The organism is Burkholderia sp. BCC1644 (genome assembly GCF_902833225.1).
Lineage (GTDB): Bacteria > Pseudomonadota > Gammaproteobacteria > Burkholderiales > Burkholderiaceae > Burkholderia.
The window spans coordinates 252485-273553 of sequence record NZ_CADFEI010000007.1; the positions used below are offsets into that span (position 1 = coordinate 252485).

Below are 21069 nucleotides of genomic sequence, written 5' to 3' on the forward strand. Positions count from 1 at the left end.
TCCATGAAATCATCGTTCGAGCCGCGCGGCCGCTGCATGCGACTCGCCGGGCGTCTGGCACGTCACCGGGATCGGCGTGCCTTCGAGTTGGAGCTGGTTCGGCAGTGCATCGACCGTGCAGAGCGTGCGCTCGCCCGCGCGCACCGCCAGCGTGGACTTCGGCTGAACCTGGGTCAGGAACGCCGCGCCGCCCTCGCCGACGATGCCGAGTTCCCTGCCGTTCGCCGCGTCCTGCACCGACGCGCCGAACGGCAGCGGCTTGCCGGCCGGGTCGGTCAGTGTCAGGTACAGGTTGCTGCCGCGCGCGGCGGAGAACTTCACGAAGCCGATCGCGCCGTCGGTCAGCACCATGCGCTGGATCGGGTTCGACACCTGCACTTCGAGCGGCAGCTTCTCGACGTTGACGGTCGCGTCGTACACGTTGTACGGCGAGATGCCGTCGAGCACCGCATAGCCGCGCGAATCGGTGTGCGAGAGCGTGCCGGACAGCGGCACGTCTGGCACGCCGTCGGTCGACACCAGCAGCCGCGTATCGCCCGCATTGCCGTTCGCATGCGCGGACACGCCGTACTGCGTCGCGACGAACGAACCGTCGACTTCCAGCGACGCGGCCGCGTAGGAATTGGCCACCGACGACGCCTGCGCGGTGAGCTGGTACGCCGACGTGCGCTGGCGGAAGCTCGCGTTCGCCGACGCGCGGCCGTCGGTCGCGCCCGCATTGACCTGATAGGTACGGCCGTCCGGATCGTCGTAGATATAACCGGCGTTCACGCTCGTGCTGCCGCTGCCGGTCGTCAGGTTCGACGTGACGGTATGGCGGCCGCCGATCGGCAGCGTCGCGGTGACCGAGAACTGGTTGCCGCTCGCGCCCGCGCTCTGCGTGCGGAATGCCGACACGCTGACGTTCACGTTGCGCAGCGTGCCGATCGAGAACGCGCGCGTCAGCGTGAGGCCGACACGCTGCTCGGACGAACGCGCCCAGTAGGTCGTCTGGTCGTACGAGAAATAGGTCGACGTGTCGCCGAAGCGCTTCGACATCGTCGCCGAGTAGCGCTGCTTGCTGTTGGCGAGGCCGTACGCGGTCGGGTCGCCCGAGAATTGCGCGAAGTTCGTGTAGTCGCGTTCGGAGAAGCGGTAACCGAAGAAGCGCACGTCGGCATCGAGCCCGTCGAAGTGCTTCGAATAATTGATGCGATACGAGTTGCCGTTGCGCGTCGCGCCGCTCCACCACAGACGCGCCCGCGCATGCGTGACGTCGGCCGATACCGCGCCGAACGTCCCGAAATCGCGGCCGACGCCGAGCGCGACCGACGTATAGCCCGACGCGGCGATGAAGCCGCCGTACGCGGTAATGTCGAACGGCAGGCCGTACGCGATTTCACCGAAGCCGAAGAAAGGCGTGATGCCGGCGCCGCCGAACAGGCGCGGCTTGCCGACGGCGGCCTTGTAGCGCAACTGCCCGGTGCGCGCGAGGAACGGCACGGCGGCCGTGGTCACCTGGAAGCGCTGCACGCTGCCGTCCTCTTCCTCGACCGCGACGTCGAGCGTGCCCTGCACGCTCGTGTTGATGTTCTGCAGCGCGAACGCGCCCGGCGACACGCGCGTCACGTACAGCACGCGGCCCGCCTGCGACACGGTCACCGTCGCGTTGGTGCGCGCCACGCCCGAGATCAGCGGCGCATAACCACGCAGCGAAGGCGGCAGCATGCGGTCGTCGCTGCGGATCGACGCGCCCGTCAGGGCGAACGTGTCGAAGATGTCGGAGGTCAGGTAGTCATCGCCGAACGTCACCGTCGACTGGATCGACGGCAGCGCGCGAAATGCATACAGCCGGCTGAAGCGGAACGTGCGGTCCGCGTATGCCGTGTTGCCCACGTTCGATTGCGCCTGGTAGTCGCCACGAAAGCGCCACGCATCCCAATTCGCGCCAACCGTCCCGTAGGCCTGGATCGAATTCGTCTGCCCGCCGCTCGTGCCGAAGTTGCGGTTCGTGTTCGCGATCACGCGATAGTCGAGCATCGCGCCGGGGATCCCTTCCGACCACCGCTCCGGCGGCAGATAGGTCGAGTCGCTGAATTCGAGCGCAGCCTGCGGAATCGTGATCTTGAGCCGTCCGTCGCTCTTCAGGTAACGCACGGTCGCGCCCTCGATCGCGCCGAGGTCGACGCAACGTCCGCCCTGGAAGCGCGGCAGGTCCTTCGCGAGCGACGGTTTCAGCCCGAACTGCGCGACGAGCTCCGGCGGCAGGCAGGGCTTGCCCGCGCCGGACGTGTCGACGGCGATGAATTCGATCGCCTGCAGTCCGTAGAACAGGTCGTTGACCTGCACGTCGAGCATGTACTCGCCCGGCAACGTGAAGTCGGCCTGCGAGAACTGCGACAGGTCGACATTGCTCGTTCCGTCGATGTCGAGGAACGACGAATTGAATTCCGTCGCATGGCTCTGGCTGCCGACGACCAGCACGGAGACGCAAAGGAAGGAATGTCTGATTCGCACGCGGCGCTACCGGAAGTCCGAGGAGAAGGAAACGGGAGGAAAGCAGAAGGAGGAAGGGATGCACGCATCCTTCCTCCGGTACGGACGCTTACTGGTAGCGGACCGTGAAGTTCGCGACGCCGTCGGCGGTACCCGGCGTCACGTCGGCAGCCGTCGACTCGTACATCGCCGCGAAGCGCACGACGTTCGTGCCGTTCGCCAGCACGGTCGGCGCCTTTTGCTCGACACCGTTGTCGAGGTATTCACCCGACGCGGACTGCAGGCGGATGCCGACGTTGGTTGCCGAACCGATCGTCGCGATCAGCTTCGGCTGGCCTGCGCTCGACGTGCCCGTGAACGTGAAAAGCGCGGTCTTCGAGATGCTGGTGTCGCAGTCGGTCAGGTTGATATCGAACTTGACCGGCGTGGACTTGTCGCCGACTTGCTTGAACGTATGGGTCGGCACCTTGCCGAGCTGCACCGTCTGGTTGACCGAGCCCGAATCGATGCCGCATGCGCCCGCGACGATCTCGCCCGTGAAGTTGATCGTGCCGGTGCCCGCTGCGAAGGCCGAGGTCGACAGGGCCGCGAGTGCGACAGCGGTCAGGATGGATTTTTTCATGACGTTTCCCGTAAGGAGTGCAAATGGATTGGACGACGTGGCGGACACAAACGGCAGCGCATGGTGGCTTCCGTCCGACACGAGGCGGCATTATCGAGATAATCGTGAAAGATTTCTGTAAATCATTGTCAAATGCATCTTACAATGTCCGATTTACCCCTCCAGATCTCCATTCTTTCCACTCAATTTTCAATCCCGTATTCTTTATCCGCAGTCCTTTTTTATTTCACGGAACCGATTGAAGATTAAGGGAAATTCTTTCCGATAACCGCCCGCACCCCGCACTGCCTTGCCAGCATTGGCCGCGACGACATCCATCGCCCCAAAGACAAAATATTGTCCAATGCCGCCATCGTTGCCCGACGGCAACGCCAATATCCAATCATTTTCAACTGACAGGAAATTAACCGAGGCATTTCATCAATACGAATTTGCCGCGCAAACGATTGCGAATAAATACAAACGTTTTACTGCGACACTTTGCCACCCTCATTGATTCCAATTCATTGATTAATCCGCCCGCCAATTCAAGATTGGAAATCGCACGCATGCGCGGTCATCGGAATGCGATTTTCCGGCCTGGATGGACGCGATGAAATGACGAGGATGCAGCGCAACCGTTTGCGCCGGTGGGCGGCATGATCGGTCGCCGGATGCGGATTCTGCGGAAGGTGTGCTTCGGCCCTGCCGCGAGATGAAGACGTCGGGATGGTTCGCCGGACAGCGAAAGGAAATGCCGGCCGTGATCGGCGATACGGCGGGCAGCACGACAATCGAAGCGGCGGCCGCACGTCGGATCGTACGGCCGCCATCAGGTCGCCCGACACGCAGCGGCGTCGGGCGATGGCACACACCTCAAGCGGAAGCCGCGGCCTCCGCCGATGCCGGTGTCCAGCCGCCGCCGAGCGCACGGTACAGCGCGATCGCATTTGCGAGCCTGAGCTGCTTGAGCCTGATCAGCTCCTGCCCCGACTCGTACGTGCTGCGCTGTGCGTCGAGCAGTTCGAGATACGTCGAGACGCCCCCCGCATAACGGCGCTCCGCGAGCTTCAGCCGCGCGCCGTCGGCCGCATACACGTCCTGCTGCGCGGCAAGCTGGCGATCGATCCAGTCGCGCGCGGCGAACGCGTCGGCCACTTCGCGGAACGCGGTCTGCACCGTCTTCTCGTATTCGGCGACCGCAATGTGCTTGCGCGCGTTCGCGACGTCGAGGTTCGCGCGGTTGCGGCCGCCCGCGAAGATCGGCAGCGTGATGCGCGGTGCAAACGTCCACACGCTCGTGCCGGCGGAGAACAGGCTCGAGAACGCGTCGCTGACCGAGCCGTAGTCGGTCGTCAGCGCAATGCGCGGAAAGAACGCCGCGCGTGCGGCGCCGATCTGCGCATTGGCGGCCTTGAGCCGCGCCTCGGCCTGCCGGATGTCCGGCCGCCGTTCGAGCAGCTCGCTCGGCGCGCCCGGCGCCACCGGTGCGATCGACAGCGTGTCGAGCGCGCTCGCCTCGCCAGGCGCGTGACGCGCGAAATCGCCCGCCAGCAGCTGCAACGCCCGCACGGCCTGCGCATGCTCGCGCTGCAGTGCGGCCTGCGACGCGCGCGCCGATGCCACCAGCATCTCGGCCGAGCGCAGCTCGATCGCGTCGCTCGTGCCGGCCGCGTAGCGGCGCTGCGTGAGCGCGGCCATGCGTTCGCGCGCGTCGAGCGTGCGCTGCGCGAGCGCAAGCTGTTCGTGCAGCGAGCGTTCCGACACGTACGCGCCCGCCACTTCGGCAATCACGCCGATGCGAACCGTGCGCTGTGCATCGGCCGTCGCGAAATACTCGGCGAGCGCCGCATCGGACAGGTTGCGTACGCGGCCGAACAGGTCGAGCTCGTACGCACTGACACCCACGCCCGCGCGGTACAGCCCGCTGATCGCGCTTTCGCGTACGACCGGGTCGTACTGCCGGGCGCGCTCGTAGCCGAGATTCGCGTCGACCGACGGCATCAGGTCCGCGCGCTGCACGCCGTACAGCGCGCGCGCTTCGTCGAGCCGGCCGGCCGCGATCCGCAAATCGCGGTTGTTCGCGAGCGCGGCGTCGATCCACGCCTGCAGCGCCGGATCGGTGAAATACGCGTGCCAGTCGTCGAGCAGCGCGGCGTCCTGCGCCGCGGCGCGTTCTGCAGCCGGCGCCGCGCTGCCGTCGACCGGCGCATAAGTCGCCGGCACCGGCGCCGCCGGCCGCTCATAACGCGGCGCGAGCGAACACCCGACGAGCGCGAGCGCGGCGGCCAGCGCGAGCTGAACCCGCAGCGCGGCGCGTGCATTCAGCGCAAACTTCATTGCGAACCCTCCATCGCCGCCGGCTGCGCCGCGCCGCGTCGGCGCGGGCCGACGTCGAACAAGCGGCCGACGATCACGAAAAACAGCGGGACGAGAAACACCGCGAGCACGGTCGCCGTGATCACGCCGCCGAGCACGCCGGTGCCGATCGCCATCTGCGCGCCGGATGCGGCGCCCGACGCGAACGCGAGCGGCAGCACGCCGACGCCGAACGCGAGCGACGTCATCACGATCGGCCGCAGCCGCAGGCGGGCGGCCTCGAGCGCTGCGTCGACGAGCGACATGCGCTGCGCCACGAGATCCTTCGCGACTTCGACGATCAGGATCGCGTTCTTCGCGGACAGCCCGATCGTCGCGATCAGCCCCACCTTGAAATAGATGTCGTTCGGCATCATCCGCAGCGTGACGCCGAGCACCGCGCCGATCACGCCGAGCGGGACGACCAGCATCACCGCGAACGGAATCGACCAGCTCTCGTAGAGCGCCGCGAGCGCAAGGAACACGACGAGCACCGACAGCGCGAACAGCATCGGCGCCTGCGCGCCCGACAGCCGCTCCTCGAACGATTGCCCCGACCACGAATAGCCGATGCCGGCCGGCAGCTTCGCGGCGATCCGCTCGATCGCGGTCATCGCCTCGCCGCTGCTGTGGCCCGGCGCGGCCGAGCCGTTGATCGTGAACGACGGATAGCCGTTGTAGCGCGTGAGCTGCGGCGGCCCGAGCGTCCAGTGCAGTGTCGTGAACGCCGCGAGCGGCACCATCTCGCCGCGCGCGTTGCGCACGCGCAGCTTCTTCACGTCGTCCGGATCGAGCCGGTGCAGCCCGTCGGCCTGCACCATCACGCGCCGCACCTGCGTGCCGTGCATGAAGTCGCCGATATAGTCGGAGCCGAACATCACCGCGAGCGTCGTATTGATCTCGTCCATCGACACGCCGAGCGCGGATGCCTTCGCGCGATCGATGTCGAGCTTCAGTTGCGGCGCGTCCTGCGTGCCCGCGAACATCAGGTCGGTGAGCGCACGGTCCTTGCCGCCCGCCGCGAGCAGTTGCTCGCGCGCGGCGCTGAACGTCGCGTAATCGAGCCCGCCGCGGTTCTGCAGCCGGAAGTCGAAACCGCTCGACGAACCGAGATCGGGCAGCGCCGGCGAATTCATCGCGAACACCGTCGTGTTCGGCGTGCCCGTGAAGCGCTCGTTGACGCGCGCGACGATCGACTGCACGTGATCGCGCTCGGCCTTGCGCTCCTTCCAGTTCTTCAGCGTGACGAAGATCATCCCGCCGTTCGGCCCTTCGCCGTACAGGTTGAAGCCGCCGAGCGCGAACGTGTACGCAGCCGGTTCGTCCTTGCGGATATACGACTCGACCTCGCGCACGCTCTGCATCGTTTCCGCGAGCGGCGTGCCTTGCGGGCGGATCACCATCACCATGAAGTTGCCCTGGTCCTCGTCCGGCAGGAACGCGGTCGGCAGTTGCGTGAGCATCAGCGCCGCGGCCGCGGTCAGCGCACCGTATACGACGAGCCAGCGCACCGGCTTCTTCAGCATCGCGCCGACGCGTGTCGCATAGCGCTGCGTCGCACGTGCGACGCAGCGGTTGAACCAGCCGAAGAAGCCGCGCTTCTCGTGATGGTCGCCGGACACGGGCTTGAGCAGCGTCGCGCACAGCGCGGGTGTCAGCGACAGCGCGAGGAACGCCGAGAAGCCGATCGACACCGCGAGCGACAGCGCGAACTGCCGGTAGATGTTGCCCACCGCACCGCCGAAGAACGCCATCGGCACGAATACCGACGTCAGCACCACGGTGATCCCGATGATCGCGCCGCTGATCTGCTTCATCGCCTTGACGGTCGCGTCGTAAGGCCCGAGCCCTTCCTCGACCATCAGCCGCTCGACGTTCTCGACGACGACGATCGCATCGTCGACGAGGATGCCGATCGCGAGCACCATCCCGAACATCGTCAGCACGTTGATCGAGAAGCCGGCCGCATACATCACGCCGAACGTGCCCGCGAGCGCGACCGGCACGACGAGCGTCGGGATCAACGTCGCGCGCAGGTTCTGCATGAACAGGAACATCACGAGGAACACGAGCACGCCGGCCTCGATCAGCGTCGTGACGACCTTGTTCATCGATACGCGCACGAACGACGACGTCTCGTACGGGATCTGGTACTTCACGCCCGGCGGAAAGTACGCGGACAACTCGTCCATCGTCGCGCGCACGCGCTTCTCGGTGGACACCGCGTTCGAGCCCGGCGCGAGCTTGATGCCCATGCCGGTCGCGACCTTGCCGTTCACGTACGACGGATAGTTGTAGTCGTTGCCGCCGAATTCGATGCGTGCGACGTCGCGCAGAAACAGCGCGGACCCGTCGGCCTGCGCACGCAGTGCGATCGCGCCGAAATCGGCCGGCGTCTTCAGCGGCGCGTCGGCGAATACGGTCGCCGCGATCGGCGCGCTGTCCGGCACCGCGCTGCGGCCGATGTCGCCGATCGTCACGCGCGCGTTGTGCGCACGCACGGCCGACGCGATGTCCGACGCGGTGAGGCCGTGCCCGGCCATCTTCACCGGGTCGGGCCAGATCCGCATCGCATATTCGGCGCCCCAGAACTGCACCTTGCCGACGCCCTCGACGCGGCGCAGCGCCTGCACGACGTTCGCCGACGCATACTCGCCGAGCTGCACGTCGGTCATCCGGCCGTCGTCGGACGTCAGCGACACGACGAGCTGGATGTTGTCGGCGGCCTTCTCGACCTGGATGCCGTCGCGGCGCACGGGCTCGGGCAGGCGTGCGTCGACCGTCTTCAGCCGGTTCTGCACTTCGACGGCCGCGAGATCGGCATTCACGCCCTGCTTGAACGTCAGGTACAGCGACGCCATCCCGGCGCTGCTCGTCGCGGACGTATACATCAGGCCCGGCGCGCCGTTCATTTCGCGCTCGATCAGCGCGGTCACCGATTCCTCGACGACCTGCGCGGATGCGCCCGGATACGTCGCATAGATGCTGACGACAGGCGGCGCGATGTCCGGGTACTGCGCAACGGGCAGCGCGCGGATCGCGAACATGCCGCCCAGCATCATGAAGATGGCGATCACCCACGCGAAGACGGGGCGATCGATGAAGAAACGTGCCATGTTGGTTTGAACCGGTCAGGTTTGACGGGCGGCCGTCTGCGAAGCGGCCGCTGCCGGCGCCGCCTTCGACGGCGGCGACTTCTCGACGGGCTTGACGGCCGTATCGGGCGCGAACTGCGCTGCGTCGTCGACGATCACGCGCTCGCCGCCCGCGAGGCCGCGCGTGATGCGCCAGTCACGGCCGCTCATCTGGTCGGCCGTGACTTCGACGTCCTTGACCTTGCCGCTCGTGCCGACCACGCGCACCGACGTGCGGTCGGCCGTGCGCAGCAGCGCGTCGCGCGGCACGAGGATCGCGCGCTGGTCGACCGCCGTGTCGAGCGCGATCCGCACGTACGCACCCGGCAACAGTTCGCGTTCGGGGTTCGGGAACAGCGCGCGCATCGCAACGGTGTCGGTGGTCGGATCGACCGCGAGATCGCTGAACAGCAGCTTGCCCTTCAACGGATACGCGGTGCCGTCGGCACGCAGCAGCGTCACCGCGACGTCGTGCTGCGCGATGCCCGTCGCGCGCCCGCTCTTCACCGCGCGGCGCAATGCGTCGACGTCGGCGGCCGGTTGCGAGAAGTTCACGTAGATCGGATCGAGTTGCTCGACGGTCGTGAGCGGCGTCGCCTGGTCCTGGCCGACGAGCGCGCCTTCGGTCACGAGCGCGCGTCGCGCACGGCCCGCGATCGGCGCGGTAACGGTTGCATAGTCGAGTTGCAGTTGCGCACGCGCGAGTTCGGCCTTCGCCGATGCGACCTCGGCCTTCGCCTGCGTATCGGCCGCAACGGCTTCGGTATGGTCGCGCTCGCTCACGGCGCGGTCGCGCACGAGATCGTCGTAACGGCGACGCTTGTCGCTCGCCGCCAGCACGGCGGCCTGCGCCTTCGCGAGCGCGCCCTGCGCGGCATCGCGTGCGGCCTTCAGCGGCGCGGGATCGATGCGGAACAGCACCGCGCCCTGCTTCACTTCCTGGCCTTCCTCGTAGGTGCGCGCGGTGACGACGCCCGCGACCCGCGCACGGACTTCCGCCTGCCGGTATGCGTCGAGCCGGCCCGGCAATTCGACGGTCATCGGGACGGCCGTCGGATGCACCGTCACGACGGTGGCCTGCTTCGCGGTCTCCGGCGCGGCGTCCTTGTCGCCCTTTCCACATCCGGCCACGGCCAGTACGGCCGCCAGCGCGAACGGCGCCAGCCCGTGGCGCAACAGGGAGCGATTGTTATTCATATGTGACCTCGGATCGTTCGCCGCCGATACAATGCGGCGGCTCAGGGTGGCCGATTATAATCAGTCACGACTGATTAAATACATGCGGTTTCAATCTGACCGACACTCTGTCTCAATAAAACGACAGCGAATTGTAAGGAATTTCACGACATGGCCCGCAAGACCCGGGAAGAATCGCTCGCCATCAAGCACCGGATCCTCGACGCCGCCGAACTGGTGCTGCTCGAGAAAGGCGTCGCGCAAACCGCGATGGCGGACCTCGCCGAGGCTGCCGGGATGTCTCGCGGCGCCGTCTACGGCCACTACCGCAACAAGATGGAGGTGTGTCTCGCGATGTGCGACCGCGCGTTCGCGCGCACGTCGGAAGGCTTCGACGCAGGCGACGGCCTGCCGCCGCTCGCCACGCTGCGGCGCGCCGCGTCGCACTACCTGCAGGAATGCGGCGAGCCGGGCCCGATGCAGCGCGTGCTCGTGATCCTCTATACGAAGTGCGAGCAAAGCGAGGAGAACGGCGCGCTGCAGCGGCGCCGGATGCTGCTCGAACTGCAGATGCTGCGGATCACGAAGGCGCTGCTGCGCCGCGCGATCGCGGCCGGCGAACTCGCCGCCGATCTCGACGTGCATCTGGCCGCCGTCTATCTCGTGTCGCTGCTCGAAGGCGTGTTCGCGTCGATGATCTGGACCAACCGGCTGCGCGGCAATTTGTGGAACGACGCCGAAGCGATGCTCGACGCCGGGTTCGACACCGTCCGCACGTCCGCCGCGTTGCGCGGACGCGCGCACAAATTGCCGGACTGATGGAATTTATCGTAACAAATGCTGATTTAGCCCGATTTACCGCACTGCGAAACGAATGAGCTGACCCCCTTTAAAATTTTTAACGTTTCGCGGAACATCGGTAGACTGACGCTGTCATCTTTCTTTAGCGTCTTCGTGATAACCGGGTTCGACCCGGTATGCACGCCGCCGTTCGAAGCGGGCCCGCCCCGTGTGTTGGGTCGAACGGAAACGACACAGGCCCCTGGCGGGGCCTGTTTTGTTGCACGCCCGCCACCCGCCCCGTCGCCGTTCGACGGATGAGCCGCCGGCGGCCCCTGCCCACACCCCTTTGAACCGCTTTCCTGGATGTGGACACCTTGGTCAAGTCTGCCGCTACCCCTGATGCTTTCGCGCCCGGCCGCGCGCAGCGCGTCGCGCGCGCGCTCGTACCGGCCGCCGTGCTCGGCGCCCTCGCCGCATTCGGTCTCGCCGCCGCGCTGCCTGCCGTATCGCAACTGCCCGGCGCCGTCGATTCCGGCACGGCCGCGCTGCCGCAGCGCGTGCTGTCCGACACGCCGTTTCCCACCGCGCAGCATTTCGTGACGAGCGAACTCGCGCGCACGATCGGCGAGCGCAACGAACACGCCGATCGCATCGACCGCAGCCCGCAGCCCGGCCTGTTCGCACCGCTCAGCGCGCACCGCAACGACATGCTCGGCTATGCGAGCCTGTTCCAGTTCGCGCCGGCCGAGAGCCAGCACGGGATGCGCGCGGGCGACATCGAGCTCACGCTGTCCGATACGCTGAACCGTCTCGACGTCCCGCCCGAAGTACGCATCCAGCTCGGCGATCTCGTCACCGGCAAGGTTGCGATGCGCGCGAGTGCGCAGCGCGGCGACTACTACCGCGTCGCGTTCGACACGAACGACGGCACGCCGCGCCTCACCGCGCTCGAGCTGCGCGTCGCCGGCCGCACGTTCGGCGCGATCTGGTTCCGCGCGCCGGGCGCCGACCACGGCGCGTACTACACGCTCGACGGCTCGCCGCTCGAAGCCGCTGCCTTCACGATGCCGGTCAAGTGGACGCGCATCAGCTCGTTCTTCGGCGAGCGCATCCATCCGCTGTCGCAGGCGATGGCGTTCCATACGGGCGTCGATCTCGCCGCGCCGAGCGGCACGCCCGTCGACGCGGCGGCCGACGGCGTCGTGTCGTTCGCCGGGTTCGATCCGGGTGGCTACGGCCGCTACGTGGTCGTCGATCATGCGGATGGCTACTCGACCTACTACGCGCACCTGTCCGCGTTCGCACACGGGCTCAAGGTCGGCGAAACCGTCAAGCAGGGCCAGCGGATCGGATCGGTCGGGATGACGGGCGCCGCCACGGGCCCGCACCTGCATTTCGAGGTGCGTGTCGCGAACGATCCGGTCGACCCGCTCGTCACGCTCGCCAACGCGCAGACGGCGCTGTCCGACATGCAGCTCACCGCATTCCGCCAGGAAGCCACGCAATGGCGCTTCCGCCTCGCGTCGATCAATACGACGCCGTTCGCGTTCGCGCAGAGCGACGGGCCGCTGTGGGGTGATTTCGCCACCGACACATCGACGCTGCGCGCGGTCTTCAACACGCACTACTCGGCGTCGTGATGCACATGCCGCAGGGTGCGGCACGCCGTTACCGCGCGGGTTCCGTGTATTCCGCCGTCGCCTGCGCGGCGCGCTCCGCGCGCGGGCGGCGCGACAGCAGCCAGCGTGCCGCGCCGTCGAGCGACGTGCACAGCACCAGATAGATCACGGCGACGAACAGGAAGATCGGCGCCGGATACACCATCAGCCGGTTGTTCACCTGCGTCGCGACGAACGACAGTTCCGGCACGCCGACGATATACGCGAGCGACGTGTCCTTCACCAGCGCGACCCACTGGTTGACGAACGACGGCGTCATGATCCGGATCGCCTGCGGCAGCAGCACGTAACGCACCGTCTGCCAGCGCGTGAGCCCGAGCGACAGCCCGGCCTGCCACTGCCCGTCGCCGGCCGCGACGATGCCCGCATGCACCGCATGCGCGAGATACGCGCCGCCGATCAGCGCGAGCGCGCACACGACCGTCGCGAGCCCCGGCACGTCCATGTGCAGCAGCACGGGCATCAGGAAATACGTCCAGAAAATCAGCATCAGCACCGGAATCGCGCGAAAGAAGCCGATGAACGCGAGCAGCAGCACGCGCACCGGCCCGCGAGCGAGCGCCATCGCGACTCCGAGCGCCACGCCGAGCACGGCCGACGCGACGGCCGACGCGATCGCCAGCACCAGCGACAGCGCAGCGCCGCCGAGCGGGCCGTCCGGAAACGCGCCGACGAGCAGGTACGGGAGGTTGGAGAGAAGCAGCGAAAGATCCATCGTCAGCGCCCTGCTCCGAGCCGGTCGCGCCATTGCGTGGCCGCATACGCGCCGGCCTCGATCGCGGCCACCGCCGCGACGTACAGCAACGTTGCGACGCCGAACGCGGCGAACGTCTTGAACGTCTCGGTCTCGACCTGCCTCGATGCATACGACAGTTCGGCCACGCCGATCGCCATCGCGAGCGACGAGTTCTTCACGAGATTCATGTACTGGCCGAACAGCGGCGGCAGCGCGATGCGCACGGCCTGCGGCAGCACCACGTAACGCAGCGACTGCATCGGCGTGAGGCCGAGCGCCGCCGCCGCGTCATGCTGCGCGCGACGCACGCCGCGCAGGCCGGCTTCGCATTCCTCGGCAACGAACGCGGCAGTATACGCACTCAGCCCGACCCAGCCCGCGACGAATTCGAACGACGGCCACGCAAGCGTGAACGGGCCCGCGCTCAACGCATGGCGCGCATTCAGCCACGCGATCCACGTGTCGGGCAGCAACGACGCGACGCCGAAATACCAGAACAGCAGCTGCACGAGCAGCGGCGTGTTGCGGAACGCGACGACGTACGCGGCGGCGGCCGCGCGCGGCGCCGCGCCGCGTGCGTGACGCATGACCGCGAGCAGCAGCCCGCCCGCGGTCGCGGCAATGGCCGACGCGGCCGCGAGACCGAGTGTCAGCAGGAAGCCCTGCCAGAGCCAGGACAGATATTTGGGAGCCAACCCGAGCATGCTGGGGGGCGCGTGCGAGGCACGCGATCGGAAGAAAACGAAAAGCGCCGCGACGCCGAGGTTCCGGCCGGCCGCGGCGCGCGTGCGGCGAAGGTCAGGTCTTGTCGCCGATCCGGAAGATGCGCGTGAGCGGCGTCTTCGTCGCCGGTCCGAACCATGCGTCGTAGATCTGCGTCGCGCGGCCGTTCGCCTCGAGGCCCTTCAACGTGTCGTTGACGAAACCGAGCAGACGCGTCTCGCCCTTCGGCACGCCGACGCCCATGTAGTCGTTCGAGATCGTGAACGCCGGGATCTCGTAGTTCTGCTTGTCGGGCACGTTCGCGAGCAGGCCGATCAGCTTCGGGCCGTCCTGCGTGATCGCCTGCACGTTGCCGGCGCGCAGCGCGGCGAACGCGAACGGCGTGTCGTCGTACGCGACGATCGTCGCCTTCGGGAATTTCTCGCGCAGCGTGATCTCGTTGGTCGTGCCCTTGTCCGCGCCGACGCGCAGGCCGTTCAACTGGTCGGCCGATTTCAGCACGCCCTTCTTCGAGAGAAACTGCTGGCCCGACGAGAAATACGGAATGCTGAAGTCGACCTGCTTCGCACGCTCGTCGGTGATCGTGAAGTTCGCAAGCACGAGGTCGACCTTGCCGGACGTCAGGAACGGAATGCGGTTCGCGGGATTGGTCGGCTGCAGTTGCAGCTTCACGCCGAGCTTGTCGGCGAGCGCCTTCGCATAGTCGACGTCGAGGCCGACGATGTGGTTGTTCTTCGCATCGACATAGCCGAACGGCGGGTTGCTGTCGAACGTCGCGACGCGCAGCACGCCGGCCTTCTTGATATCGTCGAGCCGGTCCGCATGCGCGACGGTGCCTGCGGTAATGAGCGCGGCCCCGACGAGCCACGTAGCGAGAGTGTGGAATTTCATGAGCACGACCTGATTTGTTATGAAGGCCGCCGCGGATCGCGCGGCGGCCCGGTTCGAAGAACATCGCGACGGAGTGTGTCGTCGCGAAGCCGCTAACGTATCAGTGCGTGCGGCGAATCCGAACCAACAAATGGTGCTTTGCTCTGCGGGTTTCGTGATGAACCACGTGGGGCACGGGCGCGGCATCGCGCCGTGCCCTGCCCGTCATCGCTGCTTCCCGCGCTCTACCCGGCGAGTGCCGTCGCGGCCTCGTCGATCAGCGCGGCAACGGCCACCGCTTTCGACGCAAGCGACGCATGGCTCGCATCGAGCGTGATGATCTTGCGCGCGCCCATCCGCGCCGACATCCGCTGCTGGTTTTCCGGCGCGATCATCCGGTCCTCGCTGGAGATCTGGTACCACGACGGTTTCGAGCGCCATGCGGGCGTACTGATGGTGTCCGCGAAGGTACTCGCCACCGGCGCCTTCTGCGTGACGGCCATCACCAGTGCTTCGTCCGACGAAAGATCCTGGCAGAAGCTCTCGTGGAACTTGTCGGGCTTGATCCACAGATAGCCGTCGCTGTCGGGCGCGAGATTTGGCGCGGCTTCCGGCAGGTGTTCCTGCGTGATCGCGCCGGGGCTTTCGCCGGCATCCGGCGCGAACGCGGCGATGAACACGAGGCCCGCGACATTCGGCAGGTTGCCTGCCTCGCTGATCACGGCGCCGCCGTACGAATGGCCGACCAGCAGCACGGGGCCGGCCTGCTGCGCGACCATCTTGCGCGTGCGTTCGGCATCGTCGGCGAGCGACGTCAGCGGTACCTCGACCGCATGCAGCGATGTACGGCCTTTGCGCGCGAGTTCGACGATTACTTTTGCCCAGTGCGCGGCGCCGCCCCAGAAGCCGTGCACGAGCACGATCGCGGGTTTGCTCATCGTGTATCTCCTTGACGTGGCATGTCATCGAACCGTCACCGGCCCGGCCGATCCGGACCGGCGCGCGGACACGCAGCAACCAGCATAGGCGAGCGGCCGCACGCCACCAACCCTGCCGGTGCCGGCATGCGGTGCAGCGCACAAAAAAAGACGCCCGCTGCACGCAGCGGGCGCGAATCCCAGTCAAGGAGGTGTTACACGAACTACGCCGTCAGGGTGCGGAAATCTCGCGTGATGAACAACGAATCGATTTCGATATCGATATGACGGGACACGCATTCGTGGAATCTTCCCGCGTCGAGCCGTGAACGCCGCAGCCCGACGCGAGGCCGGGGAGCGCGGCGGCCCGGCTCGACGAACATCGCGAAGCGTGCCGGTCGCGAAACCGCCAGTGCATCGGCGCGCGTCGCGAATCCGAACCGGCAAATGGTGCTTTGCGCCACACGCAGTGCGATGAAGGCCACTGCACGCATCTTCTCCGCATGCGCGCAGTGCCGGGGCCGTTACGGAAACGTGAACGTAAACTCCGCGGCGCCGCCCGCGTAGCCGGCCCTGAGTTCGCTGTCGGTGCCGGTCCGGATGTACTGCGCGCTCAACGGCATCACGGCGGTGTCGCCGACGCGCTTCATCGGATACTGCTTCGCGCTGTCCGGTTCATCGTAGCTGATCCGCTCGCCAGTCAGGCCGTTCGTCATCACGATGTTGAAGCCGCGGGCGGTCGCCTGCCCTTCGGGCGCGCTGAGCTGCAGCAGCGTCTTGTCCGCATTCGGCTGGACGGCCTTGTCGCGGAAGCTGATCGTCGGTTTCGCCGCCGCCGCGCACCGGCTGAGCGTGATGTTGAAATCGACCGGCTGCGACGTTGCATGCAGGCTCGGGAACTGACCGAGCGACGCTCTGCCGAGATTGACCGGAACGATCATGTTCGACTCGACTTCGCATTGCTTCGGTATCGGAATGCCGCCACCGCCGCCGATCGTCAGGTTGCCGACGCCGGTATAGCTAATCGACTGCTTGCACATGTTCCATGGAAGCGGTGGGGTCAAGATCACTTCGTTGCCGAGCGACGCGGCGTTTTCCGGCAACGTATACGCGTACAACGTGATGCGCGGCGTCCCGAGCAGGTCGTTCACGACGATCTCGCCCTCCGGCAACGAGGTCGCCGCCTTGGTCAGCATGAGGTGCTGCTCGAAATAGACCATGATCGTATCGCCGGCGGACGTCCCGCCCCCCTCCACGCGATTGATCGCCGACTTCGCGACCGCGGTCGGATAGACACTCTGCACCAGCTTGCGCGATTCGCCGTCGCTGTCGACACCCGACCAGCGCAACGCGATGCCGTCCACGTTCGTCCGCGCGAGGCCGTCGGTAACGACCGTCCCCACCTCCCAGTGCCCGGCACTCACCAGCTCGTACGCGTAGGGCCCTTGAGGTCCGTACCTGTACGCCACCATGAGCGACACCATGCGCTGATAGAGCACGGCGCCGACCGGTGTGCTGTTCGTCAGGCGCGTGACCTGCCTCCAGCTCGTCGCCTGGACGTTGCTGAACGTGCAATCGACGGCCGTCGTCCCCGCCGTTGCCGCATAGACATAGCATGCGCACGCCGCGCACACGGCGGCCCTGAACAAGCGCGCGGGCGTACGCCCCCATCGACATACGCGCCGCAGTATCGTTGTCATGCTGTCTCCCGTTGAAGCGGCGACGGGCGTCGCATCGCCCGTCGCCGAATGCCTTACTGTTCGATCACACCGAGGTTGACGCCCGCGATCTTTTGCTGCGCGGCGGCACCGACCGCATGGCTCCACCGGAACGTGCCGCGATTGACGCCGACGAGGCCGCCGTAAACCTGCTGCCACGACGAATAGGCGCTGTTGTTGACGCGACCGCTTGCCGCCGAGCTCTCGACCAGCCCCGCGTTCAGCCCGACCAGGCCGCCGAGCGTTGCCTGGCAGCCACCGCCGACCGTGCCCGACGCCGACGAGCCGAAGATCTCGCCGAGGTTGTCGCCGACGAGCCCGCCCACGACGCTCGACGTACTGCCCTGAACGTTGCCCGTCGCCGATGCGACGGCGAGCGTGCCCGACGTTGCGTTGGTACCGGCAAAGCCGCCCACCGACGCATACATGCCGGCGGATACGTCGCCGCTCGCATCGTTGTCGGCCAGTACGCTCTCGTTGTAGCCGGCGAAGCCGCCCGTCTTGCTGTAGTTGCCGCCGGTCGTCTTGCCACGCGCGACCGAATGCGCGATCGTCCCGTTGATGTGGCTGCCGACGAAGCCGCCGACGGTGCCCTGCCCGCCGGAGACCGTGCCGTGTGCCTGTGCATCGTCAATCAGCGCATCGCGGCCCTGGTTGATGCCGACAAAGCCGCCGGTTGCGCCGGACGACGCGCTGGTGACCGCGCCCAGCGCCTTGCTCTTGACCACGGAGCCCTGGTTCAGCCCGGCGAACCCGCCGATGGCTTGCGCGGACCTGCCGTCGACCACACCGCTTGCAGTCGAATCGGAAATCTTGCCGGTGTTGTAGCCGACAAAACCGCCCGCCGTACCGGCCGTGCCACCCGTCGTGCGTCCGGAGGCGCTGCCCTGCACGACCCCGTTGGCCAGGTTCGCGCCGACCAGGCCGCCGACGTTGACGCCCGACAAGCCATAGGCGGATGTCGAGCCGAGGCTCGTGCCGTTGCGAATCGCACCGTCGCGGTTCAGGCCGACGAGACCACCCAGCGATGCGATGTTCGACGCGCCTCCCGACACGGTGGCGTTCGCCGTGCCGTCGGATATCGTTGCCATCGCATGCCCGGCAATCGACGCCTGCTCGCCGACGAGGCCACCCGCGGCGTAAGTCATGCCGTTGCCTTCCACCCTGCCGGTAAACGACGATTGCGCCACGCTGCCGCGGTTGATGCCGACGAGGCCGCCGAGCACGTTGCTGCGGCTCGCGCCGGCTCGCACCAGCGTGTTGTCCGACACGACGACGTTCGCGATCTCGCCGCGATTCTCGCCAGCCACCGCACCGATCGCGACCGGTCCCGGGCCTGTGGCCGCACCGACGCTCGACGATTTCAGCACGAGGTTCGCGATGCGGCCCGTATTGAGGCCGAACAGGCCCGCATAGGGGCTGCCGCTCGTCATCGACAGCCTGCTGACCGAATGACCGAGGCCGTCGAACGCACCGGAGAACGGCGTGTCGGCGCCGATCGTCTGGAACGTGGTGTTGTAATAGCCGCCGGCGATGTCGTTGCCGAGCACGTACAGGCCGCCCAGGTTCGCGTTGATCGCCTGCAACTGCGCGAGGGTCTGGATCACCGTATGGAGAAACCCGTTCGACTCGAACCCTGCGCCCGCACCGGACAGCGTGACGGATGCGCTGTTGCCGAGCGAATACGCGCCAACGTAGTCGAGCTTGAAACGGGCGTTCGCGCCGGTCAGCGCGACCGGCGCGTTGATCTGCGCGCCTTGTGCCGCGTCGATGGCCACCCCGGCGTTCGCACCCGTTGCACGTAGCGCGCCGTTCACCGCGACGTCGCCCTGCCGGCTCGTCAGCGTCAGCTGATTGCCGGTTGCCCAGTTCACCGGGCCGTCGACCGACAGCTTGCCCTGCTCGGCGACGAGTTCGATATCCGTCATCCCCAGGTTGCGCGACAGCGTATCGGCGACGATCGTCCCCTGCCGGCTCGCACCCGGCGTGACCGACAGGTCGGACGACGCAATGCGCCACACGCCGTTGCGTCCGTTGGTGGCACGGGTATCGACCGTCGCGCCGAGCGCAACCTTCACGTCCGCACCGCGCGTGTCGATCGTGCCGCCGTTGCCGGGGGTCGTCGCGCTGGCGTTCAGCGTACCGGCAACGTTGACCGTCCCTGCATCGTGACCGTCCAGCGAGATCCGCCCGGCGGAATTCCTGAGCGTGCGCGCCTCGATGGCGCCCTGGTTGTTCACCACCGTCTGCAACAGCGCATTGGCAGTGCGCGCGCTCATCAGCACCTGACCGCCATCGGCCTTGAGCAGACGTTCATTGCTGACCAGCGCGCCGACCGCACGCTCGTCGACCTGCAGGTTGAGCAGCTTGCTGCCGTCGAAGTTCAGCGTGACGGCGTCGCCCGCGGCGAGCGCGACGGTGCCCATCTGGGCCTGGACGACGCCACGGTTCACGACCTGCGCGCCGAGCAACGCAATAGCGCCGCCTTCGGCCGCGACGAGGTTGCCGCGGTTCTGTACGTTGCCGATCGACGAGCCGGAGAATCGATAATTCCCGGCGGCGAAATCGGCATTCTTGATGTCGAGCGTCGAGGCCACGAGGCCGCCGACGTTGACCTGCGCACCGTTGCCGAACAGGATCCCGTTCGGGTTGACGAGAAACACGCGGCCGTTCGCGTCGATGCTGCCGTGAATCGTACTGCCTTGCTGCCCCACGACCCGGTTCAGCGCGATCGACGACGCGGACGGCTGGTTGAACTTGACGCGCTGCCCCGCATCGACGTTGAACGACGACCATTCGGTCAGCAGCTTGTCGCTGTGCTGGTTGATCGACATCTGCCGGCCGTTGTCGTAACGCAGGATGTCGGCACTCCCGGACACGACGTTCTCGCCGACCGGCAACGCATGCGCGGCGCTCATCGCACCGCCGGCGACGCATGCGACGGCCAGCATCCTCCTGGTGCGCGTCGATGCCTTGCCTCGGCGACGCGCGCGTTCACCTGCAACCTGCCACACTCCCTGCCCGCTGTTCCACACCAGAGCGTAGGTTTTGTTCATTGTCGATTTGCCTCGTAATGGTTGAATCCCTGCCGATATCCCCGGCAGGACGGGTATTGCATGGTTTGCCGGGGTACCGGCGATCAATGCGCATCGAGCCGCCCCCGGTGCTCGCGCGACCGGCCGCCGTCATCGACCGCGTCAAAGAGGATGTCGTCCGCCGGTGGGCCTGACGGCGCATCGAGCGGAATCTCGGTGCGACCGAACGGCTCGACGTCGACCGCGCCGCCGGCCAGCACGATGGGCCGCCCTTGCACGACGACGCGCGTCAGCGTCACGTAGTACGGCGTCGGGTTGACCGACACGAGGACGGGATGCGCCCGCGCATCCGACACCGTCCACCTCAGGCGATCCGGTGCGTCGCGCGGATCGCCGTCGATGCCGCGCGGCCGGTACAGCAGCTTCATGCGCAACCGGTACGCGATGCGCAGCATGTTGTCGGCCTGCCCGGCAGGCGGAACTTCGAGCAGGTTGATCCAGAAGCGGGATTCCCGATCCGTTGCCAACTCGTCGCCCATCGCGCGCACCTGTACCGCCAGCGCCTGCTGCGGGTCGAGCCGCGCAAGCGGCGGCGCGACGACGAAGGGCACACGAAGCCCGCCCGGATCGGCGTTCGCGTTGCCGTCGTCGAGCCAGATCTGAACGAGGATCGGCGTGCTGCCGAGATTGCGGGCGGCGATCGTCTGCGCGCGCGCACCGCCGGAATAAATGAAGCGCGTGCCGACGACCGACAGCGCTGCCGACGCGGGGACGGAAACGATGGCCGGCACGAACACGGCGGCCGCGAGCAACGCCACCCGTATCACGTGGGGCAGAATGTGCGCGTTGCGCCGCATGGACGGC

General features: G+C 67.0%; 15 protein-coding genes. 2 read left to right on the plus strand and 13 right to left on the minus strand.

Translation table 11 applies throughout. From position 1 onward, the window contains the following. Window positions 1-9: 9 nt before the first annotated feature. The 5 genes from HWX87_RS16280 to HWX87_RS16300 form a co-directional block, all read right to left on the minus strand. The gene (locus HWX87_RS16280) at window positions 10-2463 is read right to left on the minus strand and encodes a fimbria/pilus outer membrane usher protein (protein ID WP_176048233.1); all 2454 of its coding nucleotides are present in this window, start codon (window positions 2461-2463) and stop codon (window positions 10-12) included. A 121-nt stretch (window positions 2464-2584) separates the two neighbouring features. Further along, window positions 2585-3097 (minus strand): fimbrial protein, encoded by a 513-nt coding sequence (locus HWX87_RS16285; RefSeq protein WP_176048072.1) that lies wholly within the window; start codon window positions 3095-3097, stop codon window positions 2585-2587. Window positions 3098-3952: 855 nt separating this feature from the next. Beyond that, window positions 3953-5416 carry an efflux transporter outer membrane subunit gene (locus HWX87_RS16290; RefSeq protein WP_176048073.1) on the minus strand — a complete coding sequence of 488 codons (1464 nt, stop codon included), beginning with the start codon at window positions 5414-5416 and terminating at the stop codon, window positions 3953-3955. Then, window positions 5413-8550 (minus strand): multidrug efflux RND transporter permease subunit, encoded by a 3138-nt coding sequence (locus HWX87_RS16295; protein WP_176048074.1) that lies wholly within the window; start codon window positions 8548-8550, stop codon window positions 5413-5415. Before HWX87_RS16295 ends, HWX87_RS16290 begins: the two co-directional genes overlap by 4 nt. Window positions 8551-8565: 15 nt before the next feature. Beyond that, window positions 8566-9765, minus strand: a complete 1200-nt coding sequence (locus HWX87_RS16300; RefSeq protein ID WP_176048075.1) for a MexX/AxyX family multidrug efflux RND transporter periplasmic adaptor subunit — start codon at window positions 9763-9765, stop codon at window positions 8566-8568. A gap of 150 nt (window positions 9766-9915) precedes the next feature. Between HWX87_RS16300 and HWX87_RS16305 the strand changes: the two genes are divergently transcribed. Continuing rightward, complete coding sequence (locus HWX87_RS16305; RefSeq protein ID WP_027787459.1) at window positions 9916-10563, plus strand: TetR family transcriptional regulator; 648 nt, start codon at window positions 9916-9918, stop codon at window positions 10561-10563. A gap of 338 nt (window positions 10564-10901) precedes the next feature. Next, a complete protein-coding gene (locus HWX87_RS16310) occupies window positions 10902-12167 on the plus strand; it encodes a M23 family metallopeptidase (RefSeq protein ID WP_176048076.1) in 1266 nt (421 codons plus the stop codon). Between the two features lie 28 nt (window positions 12168-12195). Here the strand turns inward: HWX87_RS16310 and HWX87_RS16315 are convergent, their stop codons facing one another. The 8 genes from HWX87_RS16315 to HWX87_RS16350 all read right to left on the minus strand — a co-directional run bounded on the left by HWX87_RS16315 (window position 12196) and on the right by HWX87_RS16350 (window position 21062). Continuing rightward, window positions 12196-12921 (minus strand): amino acid ABC transporter permease, encoded by a 726-nt coding sequence (locus HWX87_RS16315; RefSeq protein WP_176048077.1) that lies wholly within the window; start codon window positions 12919-12921, stop codon window positions 12196-12198. A 2-nt stretch (window positions 12922-12923) separates the two neighbouring features. After that, window positions 12924-13646, minus strand: coding sequence for an amino acid ABC transporter permease (locus tag HWX87_RS16320; protein ID WP_176048078.1), 723 nt, complete (start codon window positions 13644-13646; stop codon window positions 12924-12926). Between the two features lie 94 nt (window positions 13647-13740). Continuing rightward, window positions 13741-14556 carry an ABC transporter substrate-binding protein gene (locus HWX87_RS16325; RefSeq protein ID WP_176048079.1) on the minus strand — a complete coding sequence of 272 codons (816 nt, stop codon included), beginning with the start codon at window positions 14554-14556 and terminating at the stop codon, window positions 13741-13743. A gap of 224 nt (window positions 14557-14780) precedes the next feature. Then, window positions 14781-15473, minus strand: coding sequence for an alpha/beta hydrolase (locus tag HWX87_RS16330; protein WP_176048080.1), 693 nt, complete (start codon window positions 15471-15473; stop codon window positions 14781-14783). Window positions 15474-15676: 203 nt separating this feature from the next. Further along, on the minus strand, window positions 15677-15937 hold the full coding sequence (locus HWX87_RS16335) for a hypothetical protein (protein WP_176048081.1): 261 nt from the start codon (window positions 15935-15937) through the stop codon (window positions 15677-15679). 39 nt (window positions 15938-15976) lie between these two features. Next, on the minus strand, window positions 15977-17152 hold the full coding sequence (locus HWX87_RS16340; protein WP_176048082.1) for a fimbrial protein: 1176 nt from the start codon (window positions 17150-17152) through the stop codon (window positions 15977-15979). Between the two features lie 53 nt (window positions 17153-17205). Next, a complete protein-coding gene (locus HWX87_RS16345; RefSeq protein ID WP_176048083.1) occupies window positions 17206-20226 on the minus strand; it encodes a filamentous hemagglutinin N-terminal domain-containing protein in 3021 nt (1006 codons plus the stop codon). An 83-nt stretch (window positions 20227-20309) separates the two neighbouring features. After that, on the minus strand, window positions 20310-21062 hold the full coding sequence (locus HWX87_RS16350; RefSeq protein WP_176048084.1) for a fimbria/pilus periplasmic chaperone: 753 nt from the start codon (window positions 21060-21062) through the stop codon (window positions 20310-20312). Between the last annotated feature and the right edge of the window lie 7 nt (window positions 21063-21069).

Coding starts and splice junctions, on each gene's coding strand:
- HWX87_RS16305 (WP_027787459.1), top strand. CDS start 9,916: ATGGCCCGCAAGACCCGGGAAGAATCGCTCGCCATCAAGCACCGGATC.
- HWX87_RS16290 (WP_176048073.1), bottom strand. CDS start 5,416: ATGAAGTTTGCGCTGAATGCACGCGCCGCGCTGCGGGTTCAGCTCGCG.
- HWX87_RS16320 (WP_176048078.1), bottom strand. CDS start 13,646: ATGCTCGGGTTGGCTCCCAAATATCTGTCCTGGCTCTGGCAGGGCTTC.
- HWX87_RS16345 (WP_176048083.1), bottom strand. CDS start 20,226: ATGAACAAAACCTACGCTCTGGTGTGGAACAGCGGGCAGGGAGTGTGG.
- HWX87_RS16325 (WP_176048079.1), bottom strand. CDS start 14,556: ATGAAATTCCACACTCTCGCTACGTGGCTCGTCGGGGCCGCGCTCATT.
- HWX87_RS16285 (WP_176048072.1), bottom strand. CDS start 3,097: ATGAAAAAATCCATCCTGACCGCTGTCGCACTCGCGGCCCTGTCGACC.
- HWX87_RS16295 (WP_176048074.1), bottom strand. CDS start 8,550: ATGGCACGTTTCTTCATCGATCGCCCCGTCTTCGCGTGGGTGATCGCC.
- HWX87_RS16300 (WP_176048075.1), bottom strand. CDS start 9,765: ATGAATAACAATCGCTCCCTGTTGCGCCACGGGCTGGCGCCGTTCGCG.
- HWX87_RS16330 (WP_176048080.1), bottom strand. CDS start 15,473: ATGAGCAAACCCGCGATCGTGCTCGTGCACGGCTTCTGGGGCGGCGCC.
- HWX87_RS16350 (WP_176048084.1), bottom strand. CDS start 21,062: ATGCGGCGCAACGCGCACATTCTGCCCCACGTGATACGGGTGGCGTTG.
- HWX87_RS16315 (WP_176048077.1), bottom strand. CDS start 12,921: ATGGATCTTTCGCTGCTTCTCTCCAACCTCCCGTACCTGCTCGTCGGC.
- HWX87_RS16340 (WP_176048082.1), bottom strand. CDS start 17,152: ATGACAACGATACTGCGGCGCGTATGTCGATGGGGGCGTACGCCCGCG.